This is a genomic window from Mobilicoccus caccae (assembly GCF_030161635.1).
Classification (GTDB): domain Bacteria; phylum Actinomycetota; class Actinomycetes; order Actinomycetales; family Dermatophilaceae; genus Mobilicoccus; species Mobilicoccus caccae.
Genome location: NZ_BSUO01000001.1, coordinates 1,370,850 through 1,392,294 on the forward strand (window position 1 = coordinate 1,370,850; position 21,445 = coordinate 1,392,294).

Below are 21,445 nucleotides of genomic sequence, written 5' to 3' on the forward strand. Positions count from 1 at the left end.
GTGTCAGGGTTACCCGTGGCGAATGCCTCCAAGACGGCCGCAACACCGGCCAAGCTCCCTGCCGAATTCTCCCATCCCGCTCTCGAGAGCCTGCTCAAGGTGGGGATGACCCGAGGAACCGTCGACAGCGGAGAGTTGAAGGGGGCCCTCGAGGCCGCCGAACTCACCCCGACCCGCCAGAAGGCGGTCATCCGGGCCCTGGAGCAACAGGGGGTCCAGGTCACCCTCGACACCGAACACGCGGCCCAGGCCGTCGGTAGTGCTCGTAAGCGCACGACGCGCAAGACCGCGGCCAAGAAGTCCACCAGCGCCGCCGGCGCGGGTCGGGCACGGTCGACGGCGGCCGCCACGGACGTCCCCGAGGCCGAGTCCGACACCGCTGCCGACGAGGACGCCACGGCGTCGACGACGACGCCGGCGAAGAAGACCACGGCCAAGAAGGCGACCGCCAAGAAGAGCGCCGCCAAGAAGACGACGGCCAGGAAGACCGCCACCAAGGCCGGCGCCTCCGCGAAGAACAAGACCGCCGAGCCGGACGCGCCGGTCGGCGAGACCGAGATCGACCTCGCCGACGCCGAACCCGGTGTGGAGGCCCTCAAGGTCGAGGTCGAGGTCGTCGCCGACACCGACGAGGTCACCGACGACGCAGTGGTGGGCCCAGACGCCGATTCCGACACCGAGGGCGACGACAAGTCCGCCCGTCGCGGTCGCGGCACGAAGAAGGTGGCCGAGGCGCCCGCCGAGGGCACTGAGGAGTCCGGCTTCGTCCTGCGTGAGGACGACGAGGACGACGCCCCCGCCCAGCAGGTCGTCACCGCCGGCGCCACCGCCGACCCCGTCAAGGACTACCTCAAGCAGATCGGCAAGGTGGCTCTCCTCAACGCCGAACAGGAGGTCGAGCTGGCCAAGCGCATCGAGGCCGGCCTGTTCGCCGAGGAGCGGCTCAACTCCGGGGACCAGTTCGACTCCCAGATGAAGCGGGATCTGTGGTGGATCGCCCAGGACGGGCGCAACGCCAAGAACCACCTCCTCGAGGCCAACCTGCGTCTGGTCGTCTCCCTGGCCAAGCGGTACACGGGTCGCGGCATGCTCTTCCTCGACCTCATCCAGGAGGGCAACCTCGGTCTCATCCGTGCGGTCGAGAAGTTCGACTACACCAAGGGCTTCAAGTTCTCGACGTACGCGACGTGGTGGATCCGTCAGGCCATCACCCGCGCGATGGCCGACCAGGCCCGCACCATCCGCATCCCGGTGCACATGGTCGAGGTCATCAACAAGCTGGCCCGCGTGCAGCGCCAGATGCTCCAGGACCTGGGCCGCGAGCCCACCCCGGAGGAGCTGGCCAAGGAACTCGACATGACCCCCGAGAAGGTCGTCGAGGTGCAGAAGTACGGCCGTGAGCCGATCTCGCTGCACACGCCGCTGGGTGAAGACGGCGACTCCGAGTTCGGTGACCTCATCGAGGACTCCGAGGCGGTCGTCCCCGCCGACGCCGTGAGCTTCACTCTTTTGCAGGAGCAACTGCACTCGGTGCTCGACACGCTCTCGGAGCGCGAGGCGGGCGTGGTGTCGATGCGGTTCGGCCTCACCGACGGGCAGCCCAAGACCCTCGACGAGATCGGCAAGGTCTACGGGGTCACGCGTGAGCGGATCCGTCAGATCGAGTCCAAGACGATGAGCAAGCTGCGGCACCCGAGCCGCTCTCAGGTACTGCGCGACTACCTCGACTGAGCCTGCTTGCGCGACGATGGTCCCCAGGTGGTGGGTACGTCACCCGCCGCTGGGGGCCATCTCCGTGTCCGGGGGTGGGAGGTGAGGACCGAAGGGGAACGATGGCGACGCGTCATGTCGATGGCGAGGCCTGGCTGCTGCAACGCGGCCTGCCTCAGGTGGTGCCCTTCTCACGACGCGTGAGGGACACGCTCGGGAGATCCGCACCGCTCTTCGTCGCCCTGCTGGTCCTTGACACGCTTCTGCAGTCGCTGGTCGCCGCCTGGGCGTTCATGGAGTCGCCGTCGCCGGCGGCCGGTTTCGAACCCGATCTCTTCGCGGCCGTGCTGTTGGTGGTCCTGCTGGCGGCGCCGATCCTGGCGGGGCTGGCCGCCTGGCTGACCTGGCGATTCGTCCGCCGCTCACCGCGGATCGCGCGCGTGGTCGCTGTCGTGGCCATCCTCACGTGGATCGCCTCGGCCGCTCAGAGCGCCGCACAGATCGACGGCGCACGCCTGTGGAGTGCCGTCCTCGTCCGGGTGGGGGTGGGCGTCTTCCTGCTCGGGTGCGTCGTCATCGGGGTGGGCACGGTCGTCCACTGGGCGTTGCGGCGGTCGCTGCTGGAGTTGTGGAGCGTGGGTCCCATGGTCGTGCGGGTGCTGCCCGTGCTCATGGTCGCCGTGTTGTTCCTGTTCTTCAACGCCGAGATCTGGCAGGTCTCGGCGGGCCTGGACACCGTCCGGACCTTCGGCGTCGCCGGGGTGCTCTCCGCGCTGGCCGTGGTGGTCGTGGTGGTGACCGCCCTCGACGAACTCCGTCCCGATGTCGACTCCGACGATCACGAGACCCCGGCCGTCGAGGACCTCCTGCGCGGGACACCCTGGGAGGGCGCGGCCGACGGCGGACGCACACCCCGGCTGCGGATCGGCGAGCGGATCAACTTCCTCCTCGTGCCGATCGCCGCGCAGAGCATCCAGGTCGCGGTCTTCGGGGCGGTGATGTTCGCGTTCTTCATCGGCTTCGGCAAACTCGCCATCTCGGACTCGGTCGCGAAGTCCTGGATCACGACCGACCCTCAGATGCTGCAGATCCTCGACATCCCCTCGGGGTGAGTGTCCCCCTGGTGCGCGTGAGCCTCATCCTGGCCAGCTTCTGCGCCTTGTCCTTCGCCGCGTCGGCGTCCACCGACAAGGGCTACCGCGAGGCGTTCCTCGAGCCGATCCTCCACGAGGCGCGGGTCAATCTCGCCGCGCGGCACGCCTACGTGCGTTCACTGGCGGCCTCGGAGTCGGTGCCCGCGCGCGAGGCCGGCGAGGGGGACGTCGATGACACGGACGGCGAGGCGGACCGGCGGGATCGGGACGTCATCCCCGACTGAGGCGGGCCGCTTCGCGCAGGACGTCGTCGAACAGGGCGCGGTCGAGTGCGGGCCCTTCGCGTCGGACGGTGGAGGGTGCCAGACGCACGACTCGGTCGAGGCGGACCTCGCTGGGGCGTTCCTGGCGGTCCCAGGTGCCGGTGCCCACGTCCATCCAGCGACGTCCGGCGGCGGCCTCCTGATGCTGGTCGCGGTCGTGGTCCTTGCTGGTCAGGGGGAGCGCGAGGAGCCAGGGGCCGTCCTGCCCGACGATGAGCGCCGGGCGGTCCTTGCCTCGGGAGTGGTTCTCCTCGTACGGGATCCACGCCCAGCACACCTCGCCGGGGTCGGGGCGGCCGTCGGCGTTGGGGCGGTAGTCACCCTGGAGGGGGCCCCGGTAGTCGCCGGGGTAGGGGCTGGTCGCCCGCGTGGCGGTGTGCCCCGTGCGGGGGCGGGGGTGGTGACGGCGTCGCAGGCCGACCTCGTCCTGGGCGCCTTTGAGGATGGCGCGGCCGAGATCGCTGAGGAGTCGTGTCACGTTCACCGGGCAAGGCTACGACGTCCGGGGGCGGGGGTGGCCCGTCGGGCGTGAGGTCCGACGATCCGGGCATGGGATGATGGCCCTTGCCCCGACATCGAGGAGAAGGTTCACACGTGTCCCCCATGGCCCGCACCGCGTTGCCTCCGCACGCGACGCCGCCGGAGCTCATCCGCAATTTCTGCATCATCGCCCACATCGATCATGGCAAGTCGACGCTGGCCGACCGCATGCTGCAGCTCACGGGGATCGTGGACGAGCGTGCCATGCGCGCCCAGTACCTCGACCGCATGGACATCGAGCGCGAACGCGGCATCACGATCAAGAGCCAGGCCGTCCGCATGCCGTGGGAGAGCGTCGCCGGCACGGCGGACGCGGCGGGGCCGCGGGGGAAGGAGTCCCAGACCTTTTGTCTTAACATGATCGACACTCCCGGGCACGTGGACTTCACCTATGAGGTGTCCCGGTCCCTGGCGGCGTGCGAGGGTGCGGTGCTGCTGGTGGATGCGGCGCAGGGGATCGAGGCGCAGACGCTCGCGAACCTGTATCTGGCCATGGAGAACGATCTGGAGATCATCCCGGTCCTCAACAAGATCGATCTTCCGGCGGCGCAGCCGGAGAAGTACGCGGGCGAGATCGCCGGGCTCATCGGGTGCGATCCGGAGGACGTGCTCAAGGTCTCGGGCAAGACGGGTGAGGGCGTCGAGGCGCTGTTGGATCGCATCGTCGAGGTGATTCCGCCGCCGGTGGGAGATCCGGATGCGCCGGCGCGGGCGATGATCTTCGATTCGGTCTATGACACGTACCGGGGTGTGGTCACGTATGTGCGGGTGATCGACGGGAACCTCAACCCGCGCGAGCGCATCGTCATGATGTCGACGAAGGCGACCCACGAGTTGTTGGAGATCGGGGTGATCTCTCCGGAGCCGGTGGTCAGTGACGGCCTGGGCGTGGGGGAGGTGGGGTATCTCATCACGGGTGTGAAGGACGTCCGCCAGTCGCGGGTGGGTGACACGATCACCAACCTGCGCAAGCCGGCCGAGCGGGCCCTGGGGGGCTACCGGGACCCGCGTCCCATGGTGTTCTCGGGTCTCTACCCCATCGACGGCTCGGACTACCCGGTGCTGCGGGACGCGCTCGACAAGCTCAAGCTCAACGATGCGGCGCTGGTGTACGAGCCGGAGACGTCGGTCGCGCTTGGGTTCGGCTTCCGTGTCGGCTTCCTCGGCATGTTGCACCTGGAGATCGTGCGTGAGCGTCTGGAGCGCGAGTTCGACCTCGACCTCATCTCGACCCTGCCCAACGTGGAGTACGAGGTCACGATGGAGGACGGCACGCTGGTCGAGGTGACCAACCCGAGCGAGTTCCCGACGGGCAAGATCAGGAGCGTCACCGAGCCGGTCGTGCGGGCCACGATCCTCGTGCCGAGTGAGTTCATCGGGGCCGTGATGGAGCTGTGCCAGTCGCGTCGCGGCGCGCTGCGGGGGATGGACTACCTCTCGGAGGACCGCGTGGAGATGCGGTACACGCTCCCGCTGGCCGAGATCGTGTTCGACTTCTTCGACCAGCTCAAGAGCAAGACCCGCGGATACGCCTCGCTGGACTACGAGCCCGACGGTGATCAGGACGCCGACCTGGTCAAGGTCGACATCCTCCTGCAGGGCGACCAGGTCGACGCGTTCAGCTCCATCGTCCACAAGGACGCCGCCTACGCCTACGGCGTGCGGATGGCGAGCAAGTTGCGCGAGCTCATCCCGAGGCAGCAGTTCGAGGTGCCCGTGCAGGCGGCGATCGGCAGCCGGGTCATCGCGCGGGAGACCATCCGCGCCATTCGCAAGGACGTGCTCGCCAAGTGCTACGGCGGTGACATCAGCCGTAAGCGCAAGCTGCTGGAGAAGCAGAAGGAGGGCAAGAAGCGGATGAAGATGGTGGGCCGGGTCGAGGTACCGCAGGAGGCCTTCATCGCCGCCTTGTCCAACGAGCCGGTCGAGAAGTCGAAGAAGTAGTACCCCGGTGTCGTCGAACCGCCCGATGATCCGCCGGGAGGTCGTCTCGTTCGCGCGCCGCGACGGGCGGCTGTCGCATCGTCATCAGCAGGCATGGGACGCCCACCACGCGCGGTACGTCGTCGAGCCGGGACGCTCGGAGCGGTCGACCTCGCTGGCGCCCGGGTGGGTGTTCGACCCGGCCGCCGTGTTCGGCCGGGAGGCTCCGCTCGTCATCGAGATCGGGTCCGGTGACGGGGAGGCCGTGCTGGCCGCGGCCGCCGCGGACCCGGACCGCGACTTCCTCGCGGTCGAGGTGTACCGGCCCGGTCTGGCCCGCACGATCGTCGGCGCGCAGACCCGGGGGCTGGGCAACGTGCGGGTCCTCGTGGCCGACGCGCGGCCTCTCCTCGAGCACGGGCTGGCCGAGGCGTCGGTCGCCGGGCTGCGGGTGTTCTTTCCGGATCCGTGGCCGAAGGCGCGACACCACAAACGTCGGCTGGTCGACGACCACTTCGTCGCCGCCGCGGCGCGGGTGTTGCGGCCCGACGGGGTGCTCCACCTGGCCACGGACTGGGCGGACTACGCGGAACAGATGCAGTGCGCGTGCGAGGACTGCCCGGAGCTGGAGCCGGCCACAGGCGGAACGACGTGGGCGGGGCATGAGGACCGGGTCGTCACCCGATACGAACGCAAGGGCGTGGCGGAGGGCCGCGTCATCCGGGATCTCGCGTACATCAGGCGGCCGGGGCGACGCTGAGCCTGCCGGGAGGGCGGCAGGCTCAGCGCCGCTCGGGACGCCTGAGGGTGGGCGGAAATCCGGTACGCCACGTGTGTCGTCGTCCCCCGCGCGCGGCGTGCACACCACATCCTGCCACGAAAGCCGCCGCCGTTGGGTGACACACTGCTGGGATGGCCGCGCGACCACCAGAGGGTGAGACACCTCCCACCGATGGGGCCCTTCCCGAACCAGCTCTGACCGAGTTCCGCTCCGGCACAGGGCCGTTCGGTGCCTACCTGCACATCCCGTTCTGTCTTCGGCGCTGCGGGTACTGCGACTTCAACACCTACACGCCCGGCGAGCTGGGGGAGTCCGGGGTGGGGACACCGATCGAGGTCTACCTCGAGGCGATCCACGCCGAGATCGAGCTCGCCGGCAGGCTCGTGCCCTCCCGCCCGTTGGACACCGTCTTCCTCGGCGGCGGGACGCCCACGCTGCTGTCTCCCTCGCAGATCGGCGGTCTGCTCGGGGCGTTGGAGGCCCGCTTCGGACTCGCCGACGGGGTCGAGGTCACGACCGAGGCCAACCCCGACACGGTCGACGAAGCGCGGATCGCGGGACTCGCCGAGGCCGGGATCACCCGGGTGAGCCTCGGGATGCAGTCCGCCGTCCCCCACGTGCTCGCCACCCTCGACCGCACCCACGAGCAGGCGGCGGTCGGCCGGGCGGTGCGCGCGGCGAGGGCCCACGGACTGGCCACGAGTGTCGACCTCATCTACGGGACACCCGGTGAGTCGCTTGAGGACTGGCGTCGCTCCCTGCACGAGGCCGTCGCGCTCGAACCCGACCACGTGTCCGCCTACGCCCTGGTCGTGGAGGAGGGCACCCGGCTGGCCGCACAGGTGCGGCGCGGTGAGGTGCAGGCACCGGATGACGACGACGAGGCCGACAAGTACGAGCTGGCCGACTCCCTGCTCACCGAGGCCGGATTCGCCTGGTATGAGGTCAGCAACTGGGCCAGGACCGCGGCCGGGGTGTGCCGTCACAACGAGGGGTACTGGCGCAGCGGTCAGTGGTGGGGCTTCGGGCCGGGCGCCCACAGCCACGTCGGGGGAGTGCGCTGGTGGAACGTGCGCCACCCCGCGGCCTACTCCGGCCGGTTGGCGGCCGGGCACTCACCGGCCCAGGGGCGCGAGGTGCTCACGGCCGAGCAACGTCACTTTGAGGACGTCCTGCTGCGCATCCGTCTCGCCGAAGGCCTGGACCTGGCCAGGGTGCCCCGGGTGGGTGCGGACGTCGTGACCGCGCTGGTCGAGGACGGTCTGGTCGGGCCGGTGGATCCAGCGCAGGCGGGCGCGCGGCTCGTCCTCACCCGGCGTGGCCGCCTGCTCGCCGACGCAGTGGTGCATCGGCTGCTGGGGTGATGCCGCCGCCGTCGACGGCGTACTGGGAGTGCCGTGCCGGAACGTGCGCATGGTGCACGGCCCCCGGGTGATGCGGTCCTTGACGAACGTCGGCGGATCGAAGAGGACACCGAGACCGACCCGCTTGAGGAGCGCCTCGAGTCCCAGGCACAGCAGGATGATGACGGCCGTGACGGCGATCGGGTACAGCACCTCGATGATCTGACTGTCGATCCAGGGATCGAACAGCTCGGTCCGGTCGACGCCGACCCAGGTCAGCAGGGCGACCAGGGGCCAGTGCAGCACGTAGATGCCGAGGGTGCGTCGCCCGACCCAGGCGCCCGGCTCACGCAACACCCGCAGTCGTGACACCACCTTGGCGATGGCGAGGAATGCGACCGCCGCGCACAGGCCGGCGAGGACCGTGAGGGGGTAGGCGAAGGCGGGCGTCATGTGCTGCGTGACGGCCGTGAGTGCTCCGTAGCCGACGAGGGCCAGCACCGTGGCCAGGCGCGAGTCGGTGAGCTCGACCAGGGCCTCGCCCACGAGAGCCCCCGCCGCGAAGAACACGGCGCGCGGCAGTCCGGCCGCTTCTCCCGTGACCGTCATGATCGCCCACCCGACCGCGAAGAACCCGGCCAGGACCGCGGCCGGGTGCATCCGACGGGTCAGCGCCAGCGCCGCGATCGACACGAACAGCACGTAGACGAACCACAAGGGGCCGATCCGTGGATACAGCAGGCTGAGGCCCAGCCCGGTGACGGAGAAGGTGTCGAACGGCGCCACGCCGTGGTTGGGGTAGAAGAGGACCCCCAGGGCGAAGAAGATCAGCGTCCAGACCACGTAGATGTGCAGGTTGGTGACGATCGCGAGTCGCGTGCGCGCCGCCTGTAGGCCCGCGCGGATCTTGCTGCGGGCCAGGTAGCCCGACAGCAGCAGGAGCAGCGGCATGCGCAGGTCGGCGAGGATCGCGGTGTTGAACAGGACCCAGATGCGCGCGAGCGGGCGGCCGTGGGAGTCGGGAGTGAGAGGAAGACGTGGAAGTAGCCCACGTGCAACAGCACCACCGCGATGACGCAGAAACCTCGCGCCATGTCGATCCACGCGAGACGCACGGGCGCCGCGGTCGCCTTGCCGGTCGCAGGCACGTGAAAGTCCTCCCCTTCCCCGAGTCGGCTCCGGTTGGGGCGCGGAACCGGTCGCCGGTTGGTGTCGGCAACCGTGCCAGCCTAGAACCGGATCGGACGGTCGTCCATGTCCGGGTGTGCGCAACTGCCCGGTCGCCCCCGATTCGGGCGCCGCCGCAGATGCCGAAGATCCTTGGCCTCAGCGGTGATCCAGGCCGATGTCGAGGATGGGCGCACTGTGCGTGATCCACCCCGCGGAGACGAGATCGACGCCCGAGCGGGCGATGGGACCGACCGTCTCGGCCGTGATCCGCCCCGAGGCCTCGGTCGGGCAGCGCCCGTCGACGAGCGAGACGGCCTCGGTCAGCACCTCGGGGGACATGTTGTCCAGCAGCACCGCGTCGACGAGCCCGGGACGGACCCCCAGAGCGATCACGTCCCGGAGTTGCTCGAGGGTGTCGACCTCGACCTCGACGCGCACGAGGTGCCCCACCCGCTCACGCAGCCGCGACAGCGCCGCCTCGATGCCGCCGGCGAAGGCGATGTGGTTGTCCTTGATCAGCACGGCGTCGTCGAGACCGAATCGGTGGTTTGACCCGCCACCGGCCCGGACGGCCTCCTTCTCCAGCGCCCGCAGACCGGGAGTCGTCTTGCGGGTGCAGCAGATCCGAGCGGAGGTGCCGGCGGCCGCCGCGACCAGACCGGCCGTCGCCGTGGCGACTCCCGAGAGGTGGCACAGAAGGTTGAGGGCGACCCGTTCGCCGGTGAGCAGCACGTGCACCGGCCCGCTGATCCGGGCGATCTCCTGGCCCTGCTCGACGCGCGACCCGTCGGGCAGGTCGACCTCGACCACCACATCCGGATCGAGGAGGCGCCAGGCGAGGGCGGCGGCGCGCAGCCCGGCGACGACTCCCGACCGGCGGGCCACCAGCGCGGCCGTGCCGGTCAGGTGGGCGGGGATCGTCGCCGACGTCGTCAGGTCGCCCGCGCGACCCAGATCCTCCATGAGGGCGGCCCGGACGACGGGTTCGAGGAGCAGGTCGGGCAGGGAGACGGGCGACCAGGGAGTCTCCCGGAGGTCGGTGGTCATGAGGCGCTCCGCTCGGTGAGGGGCTGGTCGAGGTCGGTGAGATCGACGTAGGTGTGGCGGGGGACGGTCACCGCCGGGTGATCCAGACGCCGGTGGGCGCCGCGACTCTCGGTGCGCTGCAGAGCCGCTCGGAGCAGGAGCGTGGCGACCAGCCGCGCGTCGTCGTCCTCGGCGCGCACGCGCATCCGCTCCGCGGCGTGGCGCAGGCCGGCGCCGTCGCGGTACAGCCCGGCGGCGTTCTCCAGCAGCAGCCGGTCGTGCGCGGTCGGTGGGGTCGGGGCCGGCCGGTCGGGCATCCCTGCGACCCTGACCTGATCGACGTGATCGACGTGATCGTGGGGCAGCGCGAGGGCATCGGCCACGCGACCGGCGCAGACGAGCGCCTCCAACAGGCTGTTGCTGGCGAGGCGGTTGGCCCCGTGCAGTCCGGTGCTCGCGACCTCGCCGACGGCCCAGAGACCGGGGACGTCGGTGCGTCCGTCGACATCCACGACCAGTCCGCCCATGTGGTAGTGCGCGGCCGGTCGCACCGGGATCGGCTGCGCGGTCGGGTCGATGCCGGCGGCGAGGCAGGAGGCGTTCACGGTCGGGAAGCGCGTCGCGAAGGTCGCGCGGAGCTCGGCGGACCCGCCGGTGAGGTCGAGGTACACCCGGTGCCCGGCGCGCGAGGCGTCCCAGACCGCCCGGGCGACGACGTCCCGGGCGCCCAGAGGGTCGGCCAGGAGGGTGCCGTCGTCACGGACCAAGGGGGCTCCGGCACCGCGCACCGCCTCGCTGACCAGCGGCATAGGGTCGATGCCGACGTCGAGGGCGCTCGGGTGGAACTGGACGAGTTCGAGGTCGCGCACCCGGGCTCCCGCCCGCAGCCCGAGGGCCAGCCCCGACCCCCAGGACGTCAGCGGGTTGGTCGTGTGGGCGAACAGACCCCCGATCCCGCCGGTGGCGAGGACGACGGCCCCGGCCTCGATCGTGAGGGCCCCGGCGGGACCGATCGCGTCGATGCCGACGGCCGTGCCCGCGGGGTCGAGACGCACCCGCGTCGCGCGGGTGCGGGTCCACACGGTGACACGCGGGTGGCTCAGGGTCGCTGCGGCCACGGCGCGCATGATCTCGGCGCCGCTGCCGTCGCCCCGGGCATGGACGATGCGGTGCCTGCCGTGGGCGCCTTCGAGGCCGAGGCGCAGTGCCCCACCGGCGTCACGATCGAACCGCGCGCCCAGGTCGAGGAGGTCGGCGACGACGCCCGGCGCCGCCGAGGTGATCCACTCGGCGATCTCCGGGTGGGTGAGGCCCGCCCCGGCGGCGACGGTGTCGGCGCAGTGCAGGGCGGGGGAGTCGCCACACCCGACCGCCGCGGCCAGGCCACCCTGGGCGAGAGCACTCGCGGTGCCCTGGCCGCCCGCGGCGTCGGGCGCGGGGGACAGGACGGTGACCGTGAGCCCGCGCCGGGCACACCCCAGGGCGGTGGCCAGGCCGGCCAGACCCGCCCCGACGACGAGGACGTCCGCGCTCGCCATCGTGGTCAGCCGATCTCGAGCATGCGGTCGATGGCGCGACGGGCGCGATCGGCGACGTCGGCGTCGACGGTGATCTCGTGCGTCATCGTCTCCAGGCTGCGCCGGATCTTGGCGAGCGTGTTGCGCTTCATGTGCGGGCACAGGTTGCACGGGCGGATCATCTGCACCTCGGGGTTGTTCGCGGCGAGGTTGTCGCTCATCGAGCACTCGGTGATGAGGGCCAGACGCGCCGGGCGTTCCTGCTCGACGTAGGACTGCATCTGGGCCGTGGACCCGGCGAAGTCGGCGGCGGCCACGACCTCCGGCGCGCACTCGGGGTGGGCCACGACCACGACCCCGGGATGACCCTCGCGGATGTCGGCGATGTCCTTCGGGGTGAACCGTTCGTGCACCTCACAGCGCCCGGGGTGGGTGACGACCTCGATGCCCGCGATCGCGGACATGTTCGCCGCCAGGTACTCGTCGGGGATCATGATCGCCGAGCGGACTCCCCAGTCCTGGGTGATGTGCTGCAGCACCTTCACGGCGTTGCCGGAGGTGCAGCAGATGTCGGACTCGGCCTTCACCGCCGCCGAGGTGTTGACGTAGGTGACCACGGGCAGACCGGGGTGCGCGGCCTTGAGCGCGCGCACATCGGCGGCGGTGATGCTCTCGGCCAGGGAACACCCGGCCTCGAGGTCGGGGACGAGCACGGTGGCCTCGGGATTGAGGAGCTTGGCCGTCTCGGCCATGAAGTGCACGCCGGCGAGGAGGAGCACGTCGGCCTCGACGGCCCGGGCCTCGCGGGCGAGGGCGAGGGCGAGGGAGTCCCCGACGATGTCCGCGACCCCGTGGAAGATCTCCGGGGTCTGGTAGTTGTGCGCGAGCACGACGGCGTTCTTCTCGACCTTGAGCGCCTCGATGGCGGCGGCGTCATCGGCGAACGACGTCGTCCACTCCACCTGCGGGACGGCGTGGCGGACGCGCTCGTACAGCGCATCGGGGTGGATCGCGACCATGACGGGAACCTCCGGCCTTCGACTCAGAATGAGCATTGATGTGCTCGACGTGAGCATAAGCAGGAGTCGCGGCGGAGATCAACCGGGTGGGTTCACGACCCCCGGGGAGTTTGGTGCCGGCGGCGTATCGCTCCAGCTCGACCTCGCGGCGGAACCGGTACAGCCGGGCGGGGCGGCCGCCCGTCGCCTCCTCGACACGGCCCGTCTGCTCGACGAGCTGCTGCTGGGTCACCAGGCGACGGAAGTTCTGGGTGTGCAGCTCGGTCCCCGCGATGTCCTCGACGCAGGCCTGCAGGCGGCCGAGCGTGAACTCGTCGGGGACGAGCTCGAACACCACGGGCCGGTACTGGATCTTGGCCCGCAGCCGGGCGATGCCGGTGGCGAGGATGCGGCGGTGGTCGTGCTGCATCCGCGCACCGGTGTCGACACCCGCGTCGCGGGTCAGGCCGGCCTCGTAGAGGAGCTGATACCGCTGGAGGACCAGCTCGCTCACCCACGTCGACCCGAAGGCGCCCTCGACGCGGTCGCGACGGTCGGTGCGGACGGCCTCGTGAGGCGTCTCGGCGGCCCAGGCGCGCAATCGGGCCTGCAGGTCGTCGCCCAGGGCGCGCGCCTGCGGGTCGCGCCGGTCCTCCCACGGCAGGAACTCCGACCACGGCCGCCAGGCGTACCCCGCCGAGTGCGTGATCGGCTCCTCGATCCTCGTCAGTCCGAGATAACTCACCGACAACAGATGGTGGTGGGCGCCGACGCGCTCGCGATCGGCGAAGGTGTAGAGCTGTTCGACGTACCCGAGCTCCACCCCGGTCTGCCGCTCGACCCACGTGCGCAGGCTCGTCTGCAGGCTGCGGTGCTCGGCCCGCAACGGACCCGAGGGCAGCCGCGGCACCCCTGCCGGGACGCCGACGGTGAGGATCTGCGGCCCTGCTGAGGTGATCGCCACGACGACGGCGACGAGTTCGCTCGCGACGAGATCGGTCCGGGGGATGCTCACGGGAGTGATTCTCGCCGATCCTCGGCGGATCAGGGTGCAGGTCAGGCGGAGGCGCCGACGGTGACGAAGTCGATGAGCTCCTCGACGCGGCCGAGCAACTCGGGTTGGAGGTCGCGGTAGCCGCGGACCGTCCCCAGGATCCGTTTCCATCCCTGGGCCACGTCGGCCTGGGTCTCGTGCGGCCAGCCGAGGTGGGCGAGGATGCGGTGCTTCCAGGAGGTGCCCCTCGGGATCACCGGCCACGCCTCCAGGCCGAGCCGCTCGGGGCGGACGGACTGCCAGACGTCGACGTAGGGGTGGCCCACGATGCAGACGTGGGCGGCGTACGGACGCACGGCCTGCGCCTGCTCGACGATCCGCCACTCCTTCGTGCCGGGCACCAGGTGGTCCACGAGGACGCCCATGCGCCGCGTAGCGGTGGGGGCGAAGTCGCGGACGAGGCCCGCGAGGTCGTCGATCCCGTCGAGCATCTCGACGACGACGCCCTCGACCCGCAGGTCGTCACCCCAGACCTTCTCGACGAGCTCGGCGTCGTGGCGGCCCTCGACGAACACGCGCGAGGCGCGCGCCATCCGCGCCGGTCCGCGGGGCGCGGCGAGCGACCCGCTGGCGGTGCGTGAGGCGGCGGTGCGGGCGGCGGCGAGTTCGGCCTTCTTGCGGGCCGTCGGAGGCGTCAGCACCGCGGGGCGTCCCTCGACGAGGAAGCCCGGCCCGAGGGGGAACCCCTTGACGCGGCCACGGCGGTCCTCCAGGTGCACGACCTGCATGCCGCCGGCCTTCTCCACCCTGACCACCGCGCCGACCCACCCGGTCTCGACGTCCTCGACGACGAGCCCAGTCTCGGCCTCGACGGGGGTCGCCCGTCCGCCACGCGGCGCCTTCCAGTCGCCGGCGAGGACGTCACGGCCGTAACGATCGTTCATCCTGGCATCGTAGACTTGGCACTTGACCCGGCCGAGTGCCAGCCTCTGGTGTGTCGATGCGTGTCGACGCAACCGCGACCTGTGTCGGCGTCGTCCACGGCCGAAACGGCAGCGAAAGGAGCGTCGTGAGCGAAGAACGCCGCCTCGTCGTCCTGCGCGCCATCGTCCAGGACTACGTCAGCACGTCCGAGCCCGTGGCCTCCAAGGCGCTGCTCGAACGTCACCACCTGGGGGTCTCGGCCGCCACGGTGCGCAACGACATGGCCGCCCTCGAGGAGGCCGGGCTCATCACCGCGCCGCACACCAGCGCCGGGCGCGTCCCCACCGACGCGGGCTACCGCATGTTCGTCGACAAGCTCAGCGAGATCCGCCCCCTCACGGCGGCACAGCGCGCGGCGATCGGCCGGTTCCTCGAAGGGGCCGTCGACCTCGACGACGTCGTCGAGCGGACCGTGCGTCTGCTGGCCTCGCTGACCCGGCAGGTGGCGATGGTGCAGTACCCCTCACTCACCCGGTCGCGCGTGCAGCACATCGAACTCGTGCCCGTCTCCGAGCGCCGGGTCATGGTGGTGCTCATCCTCACCACCGGGCGCGTCGAACAGCGCATCGTGCCGGTCGACCGCGACGTCACCGGCCTTCAGGGCGAGACGCTGCTGTCCTCCATCCGCAACCGGCTCAACGCCGAGGCACGCGACACCCCGCTGGTCGAGGTGGCCGCGCGGCTGGCCGAACTGCCCGACGACATCCCCGCCGAGGACCGCGACCTCGTCCGCGCCGTCGTCGGTGCCCTCGAGGACGCGCTGGTCGAGCAGCGTGAGGAGCGCGTCGTGCTCGCCGGCACGGCCAACCTCGCGAGGGTCGGCGGCGACTTCCCCTGACGATCGGGCCGGTCCTGTCGGCGCTGGAGGAGCACGTCGTCCTGCTGCGCCTGTTCAGTTCGCTCGCCGAGGAACGCGACGGTGCAGACATCGCCGTCAGCATCGGCCACGAGAACCCGCATGCCGGTCTCGCCGAGACCTCCGTCATCTCCGCCGGGTACGGTGCCGGGGACGACGTCGTCGGCGGGCTCGGGGTCCTCGGACCGACCCGCATGGACTATCCGAGGACCATGGCCTCGGTCCGCGCCGTCGCCCGGTACGTCACCGGGATGCTCGGCACGTGAGACCCGGCCGCGCCGGCACCGCCCGGCCACCCAGAGGCCACCACCCCTCCTGCTTCCCGCCGCGCACGACCGTGCGCGAGAACCCGCCGAAGGACACGCTGTGAACGACTACTACGCCGATCTGGGCGTCAGCCGCGATGCGAGCGCCGAGGAGATCAAGAAGGCCTACCGGCGCCTCGCCCGCAAACTGCACCCCGACGTCAACCCGGGACCGGAGGCGGAGGCGGAGTTCAAGAAGGTCAGCCAGGCCTACGACGTCCTCGCCGACCCCGCCAAGAAGAAGCAGTACGACATGGGCGCCGATCCCTACGGCGGCATGAGCGGCGGCTACGGCCAGGGATTCTCCTTCAGCGACATCATGGACGCGTTCTTCGGTGGCGCCGCCGCGGGCGGGGCCCGTGGCCCGCGTTCGCGCGTGCAGCGTGGCCAGGACGCGCTGATCCGCATCGACGTCGACCTGCCCACGGCCGTGTTCGGCGGCGATCAGGACGTCGTCGTCGACACGGCGGTGGTGTGCGAGACGTGCCACGGAGACGGGCAGCAGCCGGGCACCGGCACCCGCACGTGCGACCTCTGCGGCGGTCGCGGTGAGGTGCAGCAGGTGCAGCGCAGCTTCCTCGGCCAGGTCATGACCTCCCGCCCGTGCACGGCCTGCCACGGCTACGGCTCGGTCATCACCGACCCGTGCTTCGACTGCTCCGGTCACGGTCGCGTGCGCACCCGCCGCACCATCACGCTGCGCATCCCCGCCGGTGTCGACACCGGCACCCGCATCCAGCTCGCGGGGGAGGGCGAGGTCGGCCCCGGCGGCGGCACCCCCGGCGACCTGTACGTCGAGGTCGAGGTGACGCCGCACGAGAAGTTCCACCGGCGCGGCGACGATCTGCACTGCGTCGTCGAGGTGCCGATGACCGCCGCGGCCCTCGGGACGGTGTTGGAGTTCGACACCCTCGACGGACCGACGGAGCTGACCATCAAGGCCGGCGCCCAGTCCGGTGAGGTCACGACGATCAAGGGTCAGGGTGTCACCCACCTGCGCGGATCCGGGCGCGGCGACCTGCTGGCGACGCTGCGCGTGCTCACTCCCACGCGGCTGAGCGGCGAGCAGGAGGACCTGATCCGCCGCCTGTCCGAGCTCCGCGGTGAGCAGCAGCCGTCCGCGCGCGTCAGTCACGTCGAGCAGGGCGGGTTCCTCGGCCGGCTCCGGGACGCGTTCCTCGGCAAATGATCTCGACCTCGCCGGCGCGGCCGCGGGGCCGTCCGTCGCCGTGACCGCCCACCTGTTCCGCCTGCCGCCCGGGACGCTGGGCGAGCTGACGACGGGGTCGACGGTGACGCTCGGCGGCGCCGAGGGTCACCACGCGGCGACCGTCAAGCGGACGGGTGTCGGCGAGGAGATCCTCGTCGCCGACGGTTCTGGGCTCCTGGCGACCGCGCGCGTGCGTGAGGTGGGGTCGGGGGAGTTGAGGTTGGAGATCGTCGACGTGCGGGAGGGCGCTGTCGCCGGTCCGCGCCTCGTCCTCGTCCAGGCCCTCGCCAAGGGCGGACGTGACGAGCAGGCCGTCGAAGCGGCGACGGAGTTGGGCGTGGACGGTGTCCTCGCCTGGCAGGCCGACCGGTGCATCGTGCGCTGGCGTGGCGAGCGTGCCGAGAAGTCCCTGGCCAAGTGGGGCTCGGTGGCGGCGGCGGCCGCCAAGCAGGCGCGCCGCGCGACCGTGCCGAGCGTCGAGGGCCCGGTGTCCTCGGCGGGGCTCGCCGACCTCGTCCGCGCGTCGGCCCTCACCGTCGTGCTGCACGAGGACGCCGAGGAGCCGCTCGCCGGTCTGGAGCTGCCCGCAGACGGGGACGTCCTCGTCGTCGTCGGACCCGAGGGTGGCATCAGCCCCGGTGAGCTGGAGGCGTTCTCGGCCGCCGGAGCCCGGCAGGTCCGCCTCGGCCCCACGGTGCTGCGGTCCTCCAGCGCCGGACCCGCGGCGCTGGCCGTCCTCAACGCCGTCTCGCGGTGGCGGTGAGCCGCGCACGCCGCGGCGCTCACGACGTCTGTCGGTGGCGGCGCCTACACTCGACGGTGACATGACCGAGAACCCCACCGGCCGACGCGCCACATCCCCGCCCACCGAGATCGCCGCCCCCGCCGGGGAGCACGACGCCACCCGCACCATCGTCATCCCCTCCGGGACGTCGATGGTCGCCCTGCTGGGGCCGCACGATCAGCTCCTCACGACGATCGAACGCGCGCTGCCCAGGCTGGAGGTGCACGTGCGGGGCAACGAGATCCGGCTGGCGGGATCGACCGCCGACGTCGATCTCGCCGAAGAACTCTTCGACGAGCTGTTGGTCATCGCGGGCGCCGGGCAACCGATCGGCCGCGACGCCGTGGAGCGTTCCATCCGGATGCTCGCCGCGCGCACCCGCGAACGCCCGGCTGAAGTCCTCACCCAGAACATTTTGTCCTCGCGCGGTCGGGCCATCCGGCCCAAGACCCTCGGGCAGAAGCGGTACGTCGACGCGATCGACCGGCACACCATCGTGTTCGGCATCGGCCCGGCCGGCACCGGCAAGACCTACCTGGCCATGGCCAAGGCCGTCGCGGCCTTGCAGGCCAAGGAGGTCAACCGCATCATCCTGACGCGCCCCGCCGTCGAGGCGGAGAGCGGCTCGGGTTCCTGCCCGGCACCCTCACCGACAAGATCGACCCCTACCTGCGCCCCCTCTACGACGCGCTGCACGACATGGTCGACCCCGACTCCATCCCGCGCCTCATGGCCACCGGCACGGTCGAGGTCGCGCCCCTGGCCTACATGCGGGGCCGCACGCTGAACGATGCGTTCATCATCCTCGACGAGGCGCAGAACACCTCCGCCGAGCAGATGAAGATGTTCCTCACGCGCCTCGGATTCGGCAGCACCATCGTCGTCACCGGTGACGTCACGCAGGTCGACCTGCCCGGTGGCACCCAGTCGGGGCTGCGGGTGGTGCAGGACATCCTCACCGGGGTCGACGACATCCACTTCTCGTACCTCACCAGCGAGGACGTCGTGCGTCACCGGCTGGTCGGCGCCATCGTCGACGCCTACGGCCGGTGGGACGAGAGCCACCGGGCATCGTCCCCCACCGCCGGACCCCGAAAGGACCGCGCATGAGTATCGAGGTCCTCAACGAGTCCGGGCTCGAGGTCGACACCGAAGAACTGCTCGACTGCGCCCGCTACGTCATGACCGAGATGCGGGTGCACCCGCGTGCCGAGCTGTGCATCACCTGCGTCGACGAGGCCGCCATGGAGGTGCTGCACGTCAAGTGGATGGACCTGCCGGGTCCGACCGACGTGATGAGCTTTCCCATGGACGAGTTGCGTCCCGGGAGCGAGGGCGGCACCAGCCTCGAAGGGGTCCTCGGCGACGTCGTCGTGTGCCCCCAGGTGGCCGAACGGCAGGCCGTCGGCGCCGGACACACCACGGCCGAAGAGCTGCTGCTCCTCGTCACCCACGGCATCCTGCACCTGCTCGGCTTCGACCACGCCGAACCCGAGGAGGAGAAGGACATGTTCGAGCGGCAGCGCACCCTGCTGCTCACCTATCTCGCGGGGCGGGGGCGGCCCAGCACGTGAGCGCGCTCGGAGCCGGATTCGCCGCCTGCCTCGTCATCGCCTTCCTCCTCGCCGCGGCCGAGGCGGCCATCTCCCGTGTCTCCCACTCGGCGGCCGCGGACTGCCTCGAGGCGGGACGGCACGGCGCCACATCCCTGGTCAAGATCATCGGAGACACCTCGGGGTACGTCGCCGTCGCCACATTCGTGCGGGTCGCCGCCGAGACGACGGCCGCCGTCCTCATCACCGTCATCTTCGTGCAGCACATGTCGGGCGTCGGGCAGCCGATGCTGGCGGCGATCGGGGTCATGGTCCTGGCGTCCTTCGTCATCGTGGGGGTCAGCCCACGCACGCTCGGCCGCCAGCACGCCGAGACGATCGCGCTGCGGGCCGCGCCCGGGCTCGTCCTGCTGCGTCGCGTCCTCGGACCGGTGGCCTACCTGCTCATCGTCATCGGCAACGCCGTCACCCCGGGCAAGGGCTACCGCGACGGCCCCTTCGCCTCCGAGGCGGAGCTGCGCGACCTCGTCGACATCGCCGGTGAGACCCGCGTCATCGAGGCCGACGAGCGCGAGATGATCCACTCCGTCTTCGAACTGGGCGACACCGTGACCCGCGAGGTCATGGTCCCGCGCCCCGACATGATCAGCATCGACAAGGACAAGTCGCTGCGGCAGGCGATGTCCCTGTTCCTGCGCAGCGGGTTCTCCCGACTGCCCGTGGTGGGCGAGGGCGCGGACGACCCCGTCGGCATCCTCTACTTCAAGGACGTCGTCGCGAGGACGCACGAGAATCCCCGCACCGCCCTCTCCGACGTGGAGTCGGTCATGCGACCGGTCACGTTCGTCCCCGAGAGCAAACCCGTCGACGCACTGCTGCGGGAGATGCAGGCGCAGTCCATCCACATCGCCGTCGTCGTCGACGAGTACGGCGGCACGGCCGGGCTGGTCACCATCGAGGACGTGCTCGAGGAGATCGTCGGCGAGATCTCCGACGAATACGACGCGGAGGTCCCGGGTGTCGAAGAGCTGGAGGACGGCACGATCCGCGTCCCGGCCACGATGCACGTCGACGACCTCGGCGAGTTGTTCGGCCTCGAACTCGACGACGACGACGTCGACACCGTCGGCGGCCTGCTGACCAAGGCCCTCGGGCGGGTGCCCATCCTCGGGTCGAGCGCCACCGTCGACGGGCTCACCATGACCGCCGAGCGGATGGCCGGGCGCCGCCACCGCCTCGCGAGCGTCATCGTGACCCGCGCCGACACCGAGAACGAGACGCCCGGCGACGAGGGCGCGAGCACGGACCGACACGACGACGAACAGCAACGGCAGGAGACCGCATGAGCGAGCCCACGACACCGGATGCGGTGTTCCGCGCGGGATTCGCCTGCTTGGTGGGCCGGCCCAACGCCGGCAAGTCGACGTTGACGAACGCCCTCGTGGGCGACAAGGTCGCGATCACCTCGAGCAAGCCGCAGACCACGCGGCACACGATCCGCGGGATCCGCACGACCGAGCACGCTCAGCTGATCCTCGTCGACACCCCGGGACTGCACAAACCGCGCACCCTGCTCGGGCAACGCCTCAACGACCTCGTCCGCGAGACCCTTCTCGATGTCGACGTCGTCGGGTTCTGCCTCCCGGCCGACCAGCGCGTCGGCCCCGGCGACACCTTCATCGCGCGGGAGCTCATCGATCTGGGTCGGGCGCGCCGCACCCCCGTCGTCGCCATCGCCACCAAGAGCGACCTGGTGGACAAGCAGCGCCTCGCCGAGCACCTCCTGGCCATCGACCGGCTGGGGGAGTGGGCCTCGATCGTGCCCTGCTCGGCCACCCGGGGAGACCAGGTCGACGTGGTCGCCTCCGAGCTCACCGCGGCGCTGCCCATCTCACCCAAGCTGTACCCCGACGGGGTCCTCACCGACGAACCGCAGATGGTCATGATCGCCGAGCTCGTCCGTGAGGCGGCGCTCGAAGGGGTGCGCGACGAGCTGCCGCACAGCCTGGCCGTGGTCGTGGAGGAGATGGTCCCGCGGGAGGGACGGCCCGAGGACGACCCGCTGATGGACGTCCGGGTGCACGTGTTCGTCGAGCGCGACAGCCAGAAGGCCATCGTCATCGGCCGCGGCGGCTCACGACTGCGCGAGGTCGGCACGCGGGCGCGCGCCGGCATCGAGAAGCTCCTTGCGCAACGCGTGTACCTGGACCTGCACGTCAAGGTTGCCAAGGACTGGCAACGGGATCCGAAACAACTGGGTCGTCTCGGTTTCTGAACGCCTGCAGTTGTGAACTTGGGTGTCTTGTGGTGCGCCTGGGCGGCGTGTTGACTGTG

General features: G+C 70.9%; 17 protein-coding genes and 3 pseudogenes. 13 read left to right on the forward strand and 7 right to left on the reverse strand.

All coding sequences use genetic code 11. The annotated features are described in order from the left end of the window. The first annotated feature begins 15 nt into the window (after positions 1-15). The 3 genes from QQK49_RS06555 to QQK49_RS06565 all read left to right on the forward strand — a co-directional run bounded on the left by QQK49_RS06555 (position 16) and on the right by QQK49_RS06565 (position 3,088). Positions 16-1,731: an RNA polymerase sigma factor gene (locus QQK49_RS06555; protein ID WP_284303241.1), complete on the forward strand. Its 1,716-nt coding sequence runs from the start codon at positions 16-18 to the stop codon at positions 1,729-1,731. 101 nt (positions 1,732-1,832) lie between these two features. After that, positions 1,833-2,822, forward strand: a complete 990-nt coding sequence (locus QQK49_RS06560; RefSeq protein ID WP_284303242.1) for a hypothetical protein — start codon at positions 1,833-1,835, stop codon at positions 2,820-2,822. Continuing rightward, complete coding sequence (locus QQK49_RS06565) at positions 2,819-3,088, forward strand: hypothetical protein (protein WP_284303243.1); 270 nt, start codon at positions 2,819-2,821, stop codon at positions 3,086-3,088. The genes QQK49_RS06560 and QQK49_RS06565 overlap by 4 nt, the downstream gene beginning before the upstream one ends. Here QQK49_RS06565 and QQK49_RS06570 read toward each other — a convergent pair. Further along, on the reverse strand, positions 3,075-3,611 hold the full coding sequence (locus QQK49_RS06570; RefSeq protein ID WP_284303244.1) for a type II toxin-antitoxin system PemK/MazF family toxin: 537 nt from the start codon (positions 3,609-3,611) through the stop codon (positions 3,075-3,077). The two genes, QQK49_RS06565 and QQK49_RS06570, sit on opposite strands and share 14 nt — an antisense overlap. Positions 3,612-3,730: 119 nt before the next feature. Between QQK49_RS06570 and lepA the strand changes: the two genes are divergently transcribed. From lepA to hemW, 3 genes are all read left to right on the forward strand, one after another. Next, positions 3,731-5,611 carry a translation elongation factor 4 gene (gene lepA, locus QQK49_RS06575; protein ID WP_284305842.1) on the forward strand — a complete coding sequence of 627 codons (1,881 nt, stop codon included), beginning with the start codon at positions 3,731-3,733 and terminating at the stop codon, positions 5,609-5,611. Positions 5,612-5,618: 7 nt separating this feature from the next. After that, positions 5,619-6,350: a tRNA (guanosine(46)-N7)-methyltransferase TrmB gene (trmB, locus tag QQK49_RS06580; RefSeq protein WP_284303245.1), complete on the forward strand. Its 732-nt coding sequence runs from the start codon at positions 5,619-5,621 to the stop codon at positions 6,348-6,350. A gap of 152 nt (positions 6,351-6,502) precedes the next feature. Further along, positions 6,503-7,735 (forward strand): radical SAM family heme chaperone HemW, encoded by a 1,233-nt coding sequence (gene hemW, locus QQK49_RS06585; RefSeq protein ID WP_284303246.1) that lies wholly within the window; start codon positions 6,503-6,505, stop codon positions 7,733-7,735. 153 nt (positions 7,736-7,888) lie between these two features. Here hemW and QQK49_RS06590 read toward each other — a convergent pair. From QQK49_RS06590 to QQK49_RS06615, 6 genes and pseudogenes are all read right to left on the reverse strand, one after another. Next, positions 7,889-8,818, reverse strand: a pseudogene (locus QQK49_RS06590) (acyltransferase family protein); the annotation flags it as partial. A 222-nt stretch (positions 8,819-9,040) separates the two neighbouring features. Continuing rightward, on the reverse strand, positions 9,041-9,931 hold the full coding sequence (nadC, locus tag QQK49_RS06595; protein WP_284303247.1) for a carboxylating nicotinate-nucleotide diphosphorylase: 891 nt from the start codon (positions 9,929-9,931) through the stop codon (positions 9,041-9,043). Continuing rightward, the gene (locus tag QQK49_RS06600) at positions 9,928-11,448 is read right to left on the reverse strand and encodes an L-aspartate oxidase (RefSeq protein WP_284303248.1); all 1,521 of its coding nucleotides are present in this window, start codon (positions 11,446-11,448) and stop codon (positions 9,928-9,930) included. Before QQK49_RS06600 ends, nadC begins: the two co-directional genes overlap by 4 nt. Before the next feature lie 5 nt (positions 11,449-11,453). Then, positions 11,454-12,446 carry a quinolinate synthase NadA gene (nadA, locus tag QQK49_RS06605; protein ID WP_284303249.1) on the reverse strand — a complete coding sequence of 331 codons (993 nt, stop codon included), beginning with the start codon at positions 12,444-12,446 and terminating at the stop codon, positions 11,454-11,456. Beyond that, positions 12,361-13,440: an NUDIX hydrolase gene (locus QQK49_RS06610; protein ID WP_284303250.1), complete on the reverse strand. Its 1,080-nt coding sequence runs from the start codon at positions 13,438-13,440 to the stop codon at positions 12,361-12,363. The genes nadA and QQK49_RS06610 overlap by 86 nt, the downstream gene beginning before the upstream one ends. Positions 13,441-13,481: 41 nt before the next feature. Further along, complete coding sequence (locus tag QQK49_RS06615) at positions 13,482-14,363, reverse strand: DUF3097 family protein (RefSeq protein ID WP_284303251.1); 882 nt, start codon at positions 14,361-14,363, stop codon at positions 13,482-13,484. Between the two features lie 125 nt (positions 14,364-14,488). Between QQK49_RS06615 and hrcA the strand changes: the two are divergent. From hrcA to era, 7 genes and pseudogenes are all read left to right on the forward strand, one after another. Then, positions 14,489-15,525 (forward strand): annotated as a pseudogene (gene hrcA / locus QQK49_RS06620) (heat-inducible transcriptional repressor HrcA). Positions 15,526-15,625: 100 nt separating this feature from the next. Beyond that, complete coding sequence (gene dnaJ, locus QQK49_RS06625; RefSeq protein WP_284303252.1) at positions 15,626-16,753, forward strand: molecular chaperone DnaJ; 1,128 nt, start codon at positions 15,626-15,628, stop codon at positions 16,751-16,753. A gap of 40 nt (positions 16,754-16,793) precedes the next feature. After that, positions 16,794-17,537: a 16S rRNA (uracil(1498)-N(3))-methyltransferase gene (locus QQK49_RS06630; protein ID WP_284303253.1), complete on the forward strand. Its 744-nt coding sequence runs from the start codon at positions 16,794-16,796 to the stop codon at positions 17,535-17,537. Between the two features lie 61 nt (positions 17,538-17,598). After that, a pseudogene (locus tag QQK49_RS06635) lies at positions 17,599-18,668 on the forward strand (PhoH family protein). Next, the gene (gene ybeY / locus QQK49_RS06640; RefSeq protein ID WP_284303254.1) at positions 18,665-19,132 is read left to right on the forward strand and encodes an rRNA maturation RNase YbeY; all 468 of its coding nucleotides are present in this window, start codon (positions 18,665-18,667) and stop codon (positions 19,130-19,132) included. The pseudogene QQK49_RS06635 and the gene ybeY overlap by 4 nt, the downstream one beginning before the upstream one ends. Further along, positions 19,129-20,457, forward strand: coding sequence for a hemolysin family protein (locus QQK49_RS06645; RefSeq protein ID WP_284303255.1), 1,329 nt, complete (start codon positions 19,129-19,131; stop codon positions 20,455-20,457). Before ybeY ends, QQK49_RS06645 begins: the two co-directional genes overlap by 4 nt. Further along, positions 20,454-21,386 (forward strand): GTPase Era, encoded by a 933-nt coding sequence (era, locus tag QQK49_RS06650; protein WP_284303256.1) that lies wholly within the window; start codon positions 20,454-20,456, stop codon positions 21,384-21,386. The genes QQK49_RS06645 and era overlap by 4 nt, the downstream gene beginning before the upstream one ends. Positions 21,387-21,445: the final 59 nt, after the last annotated feature.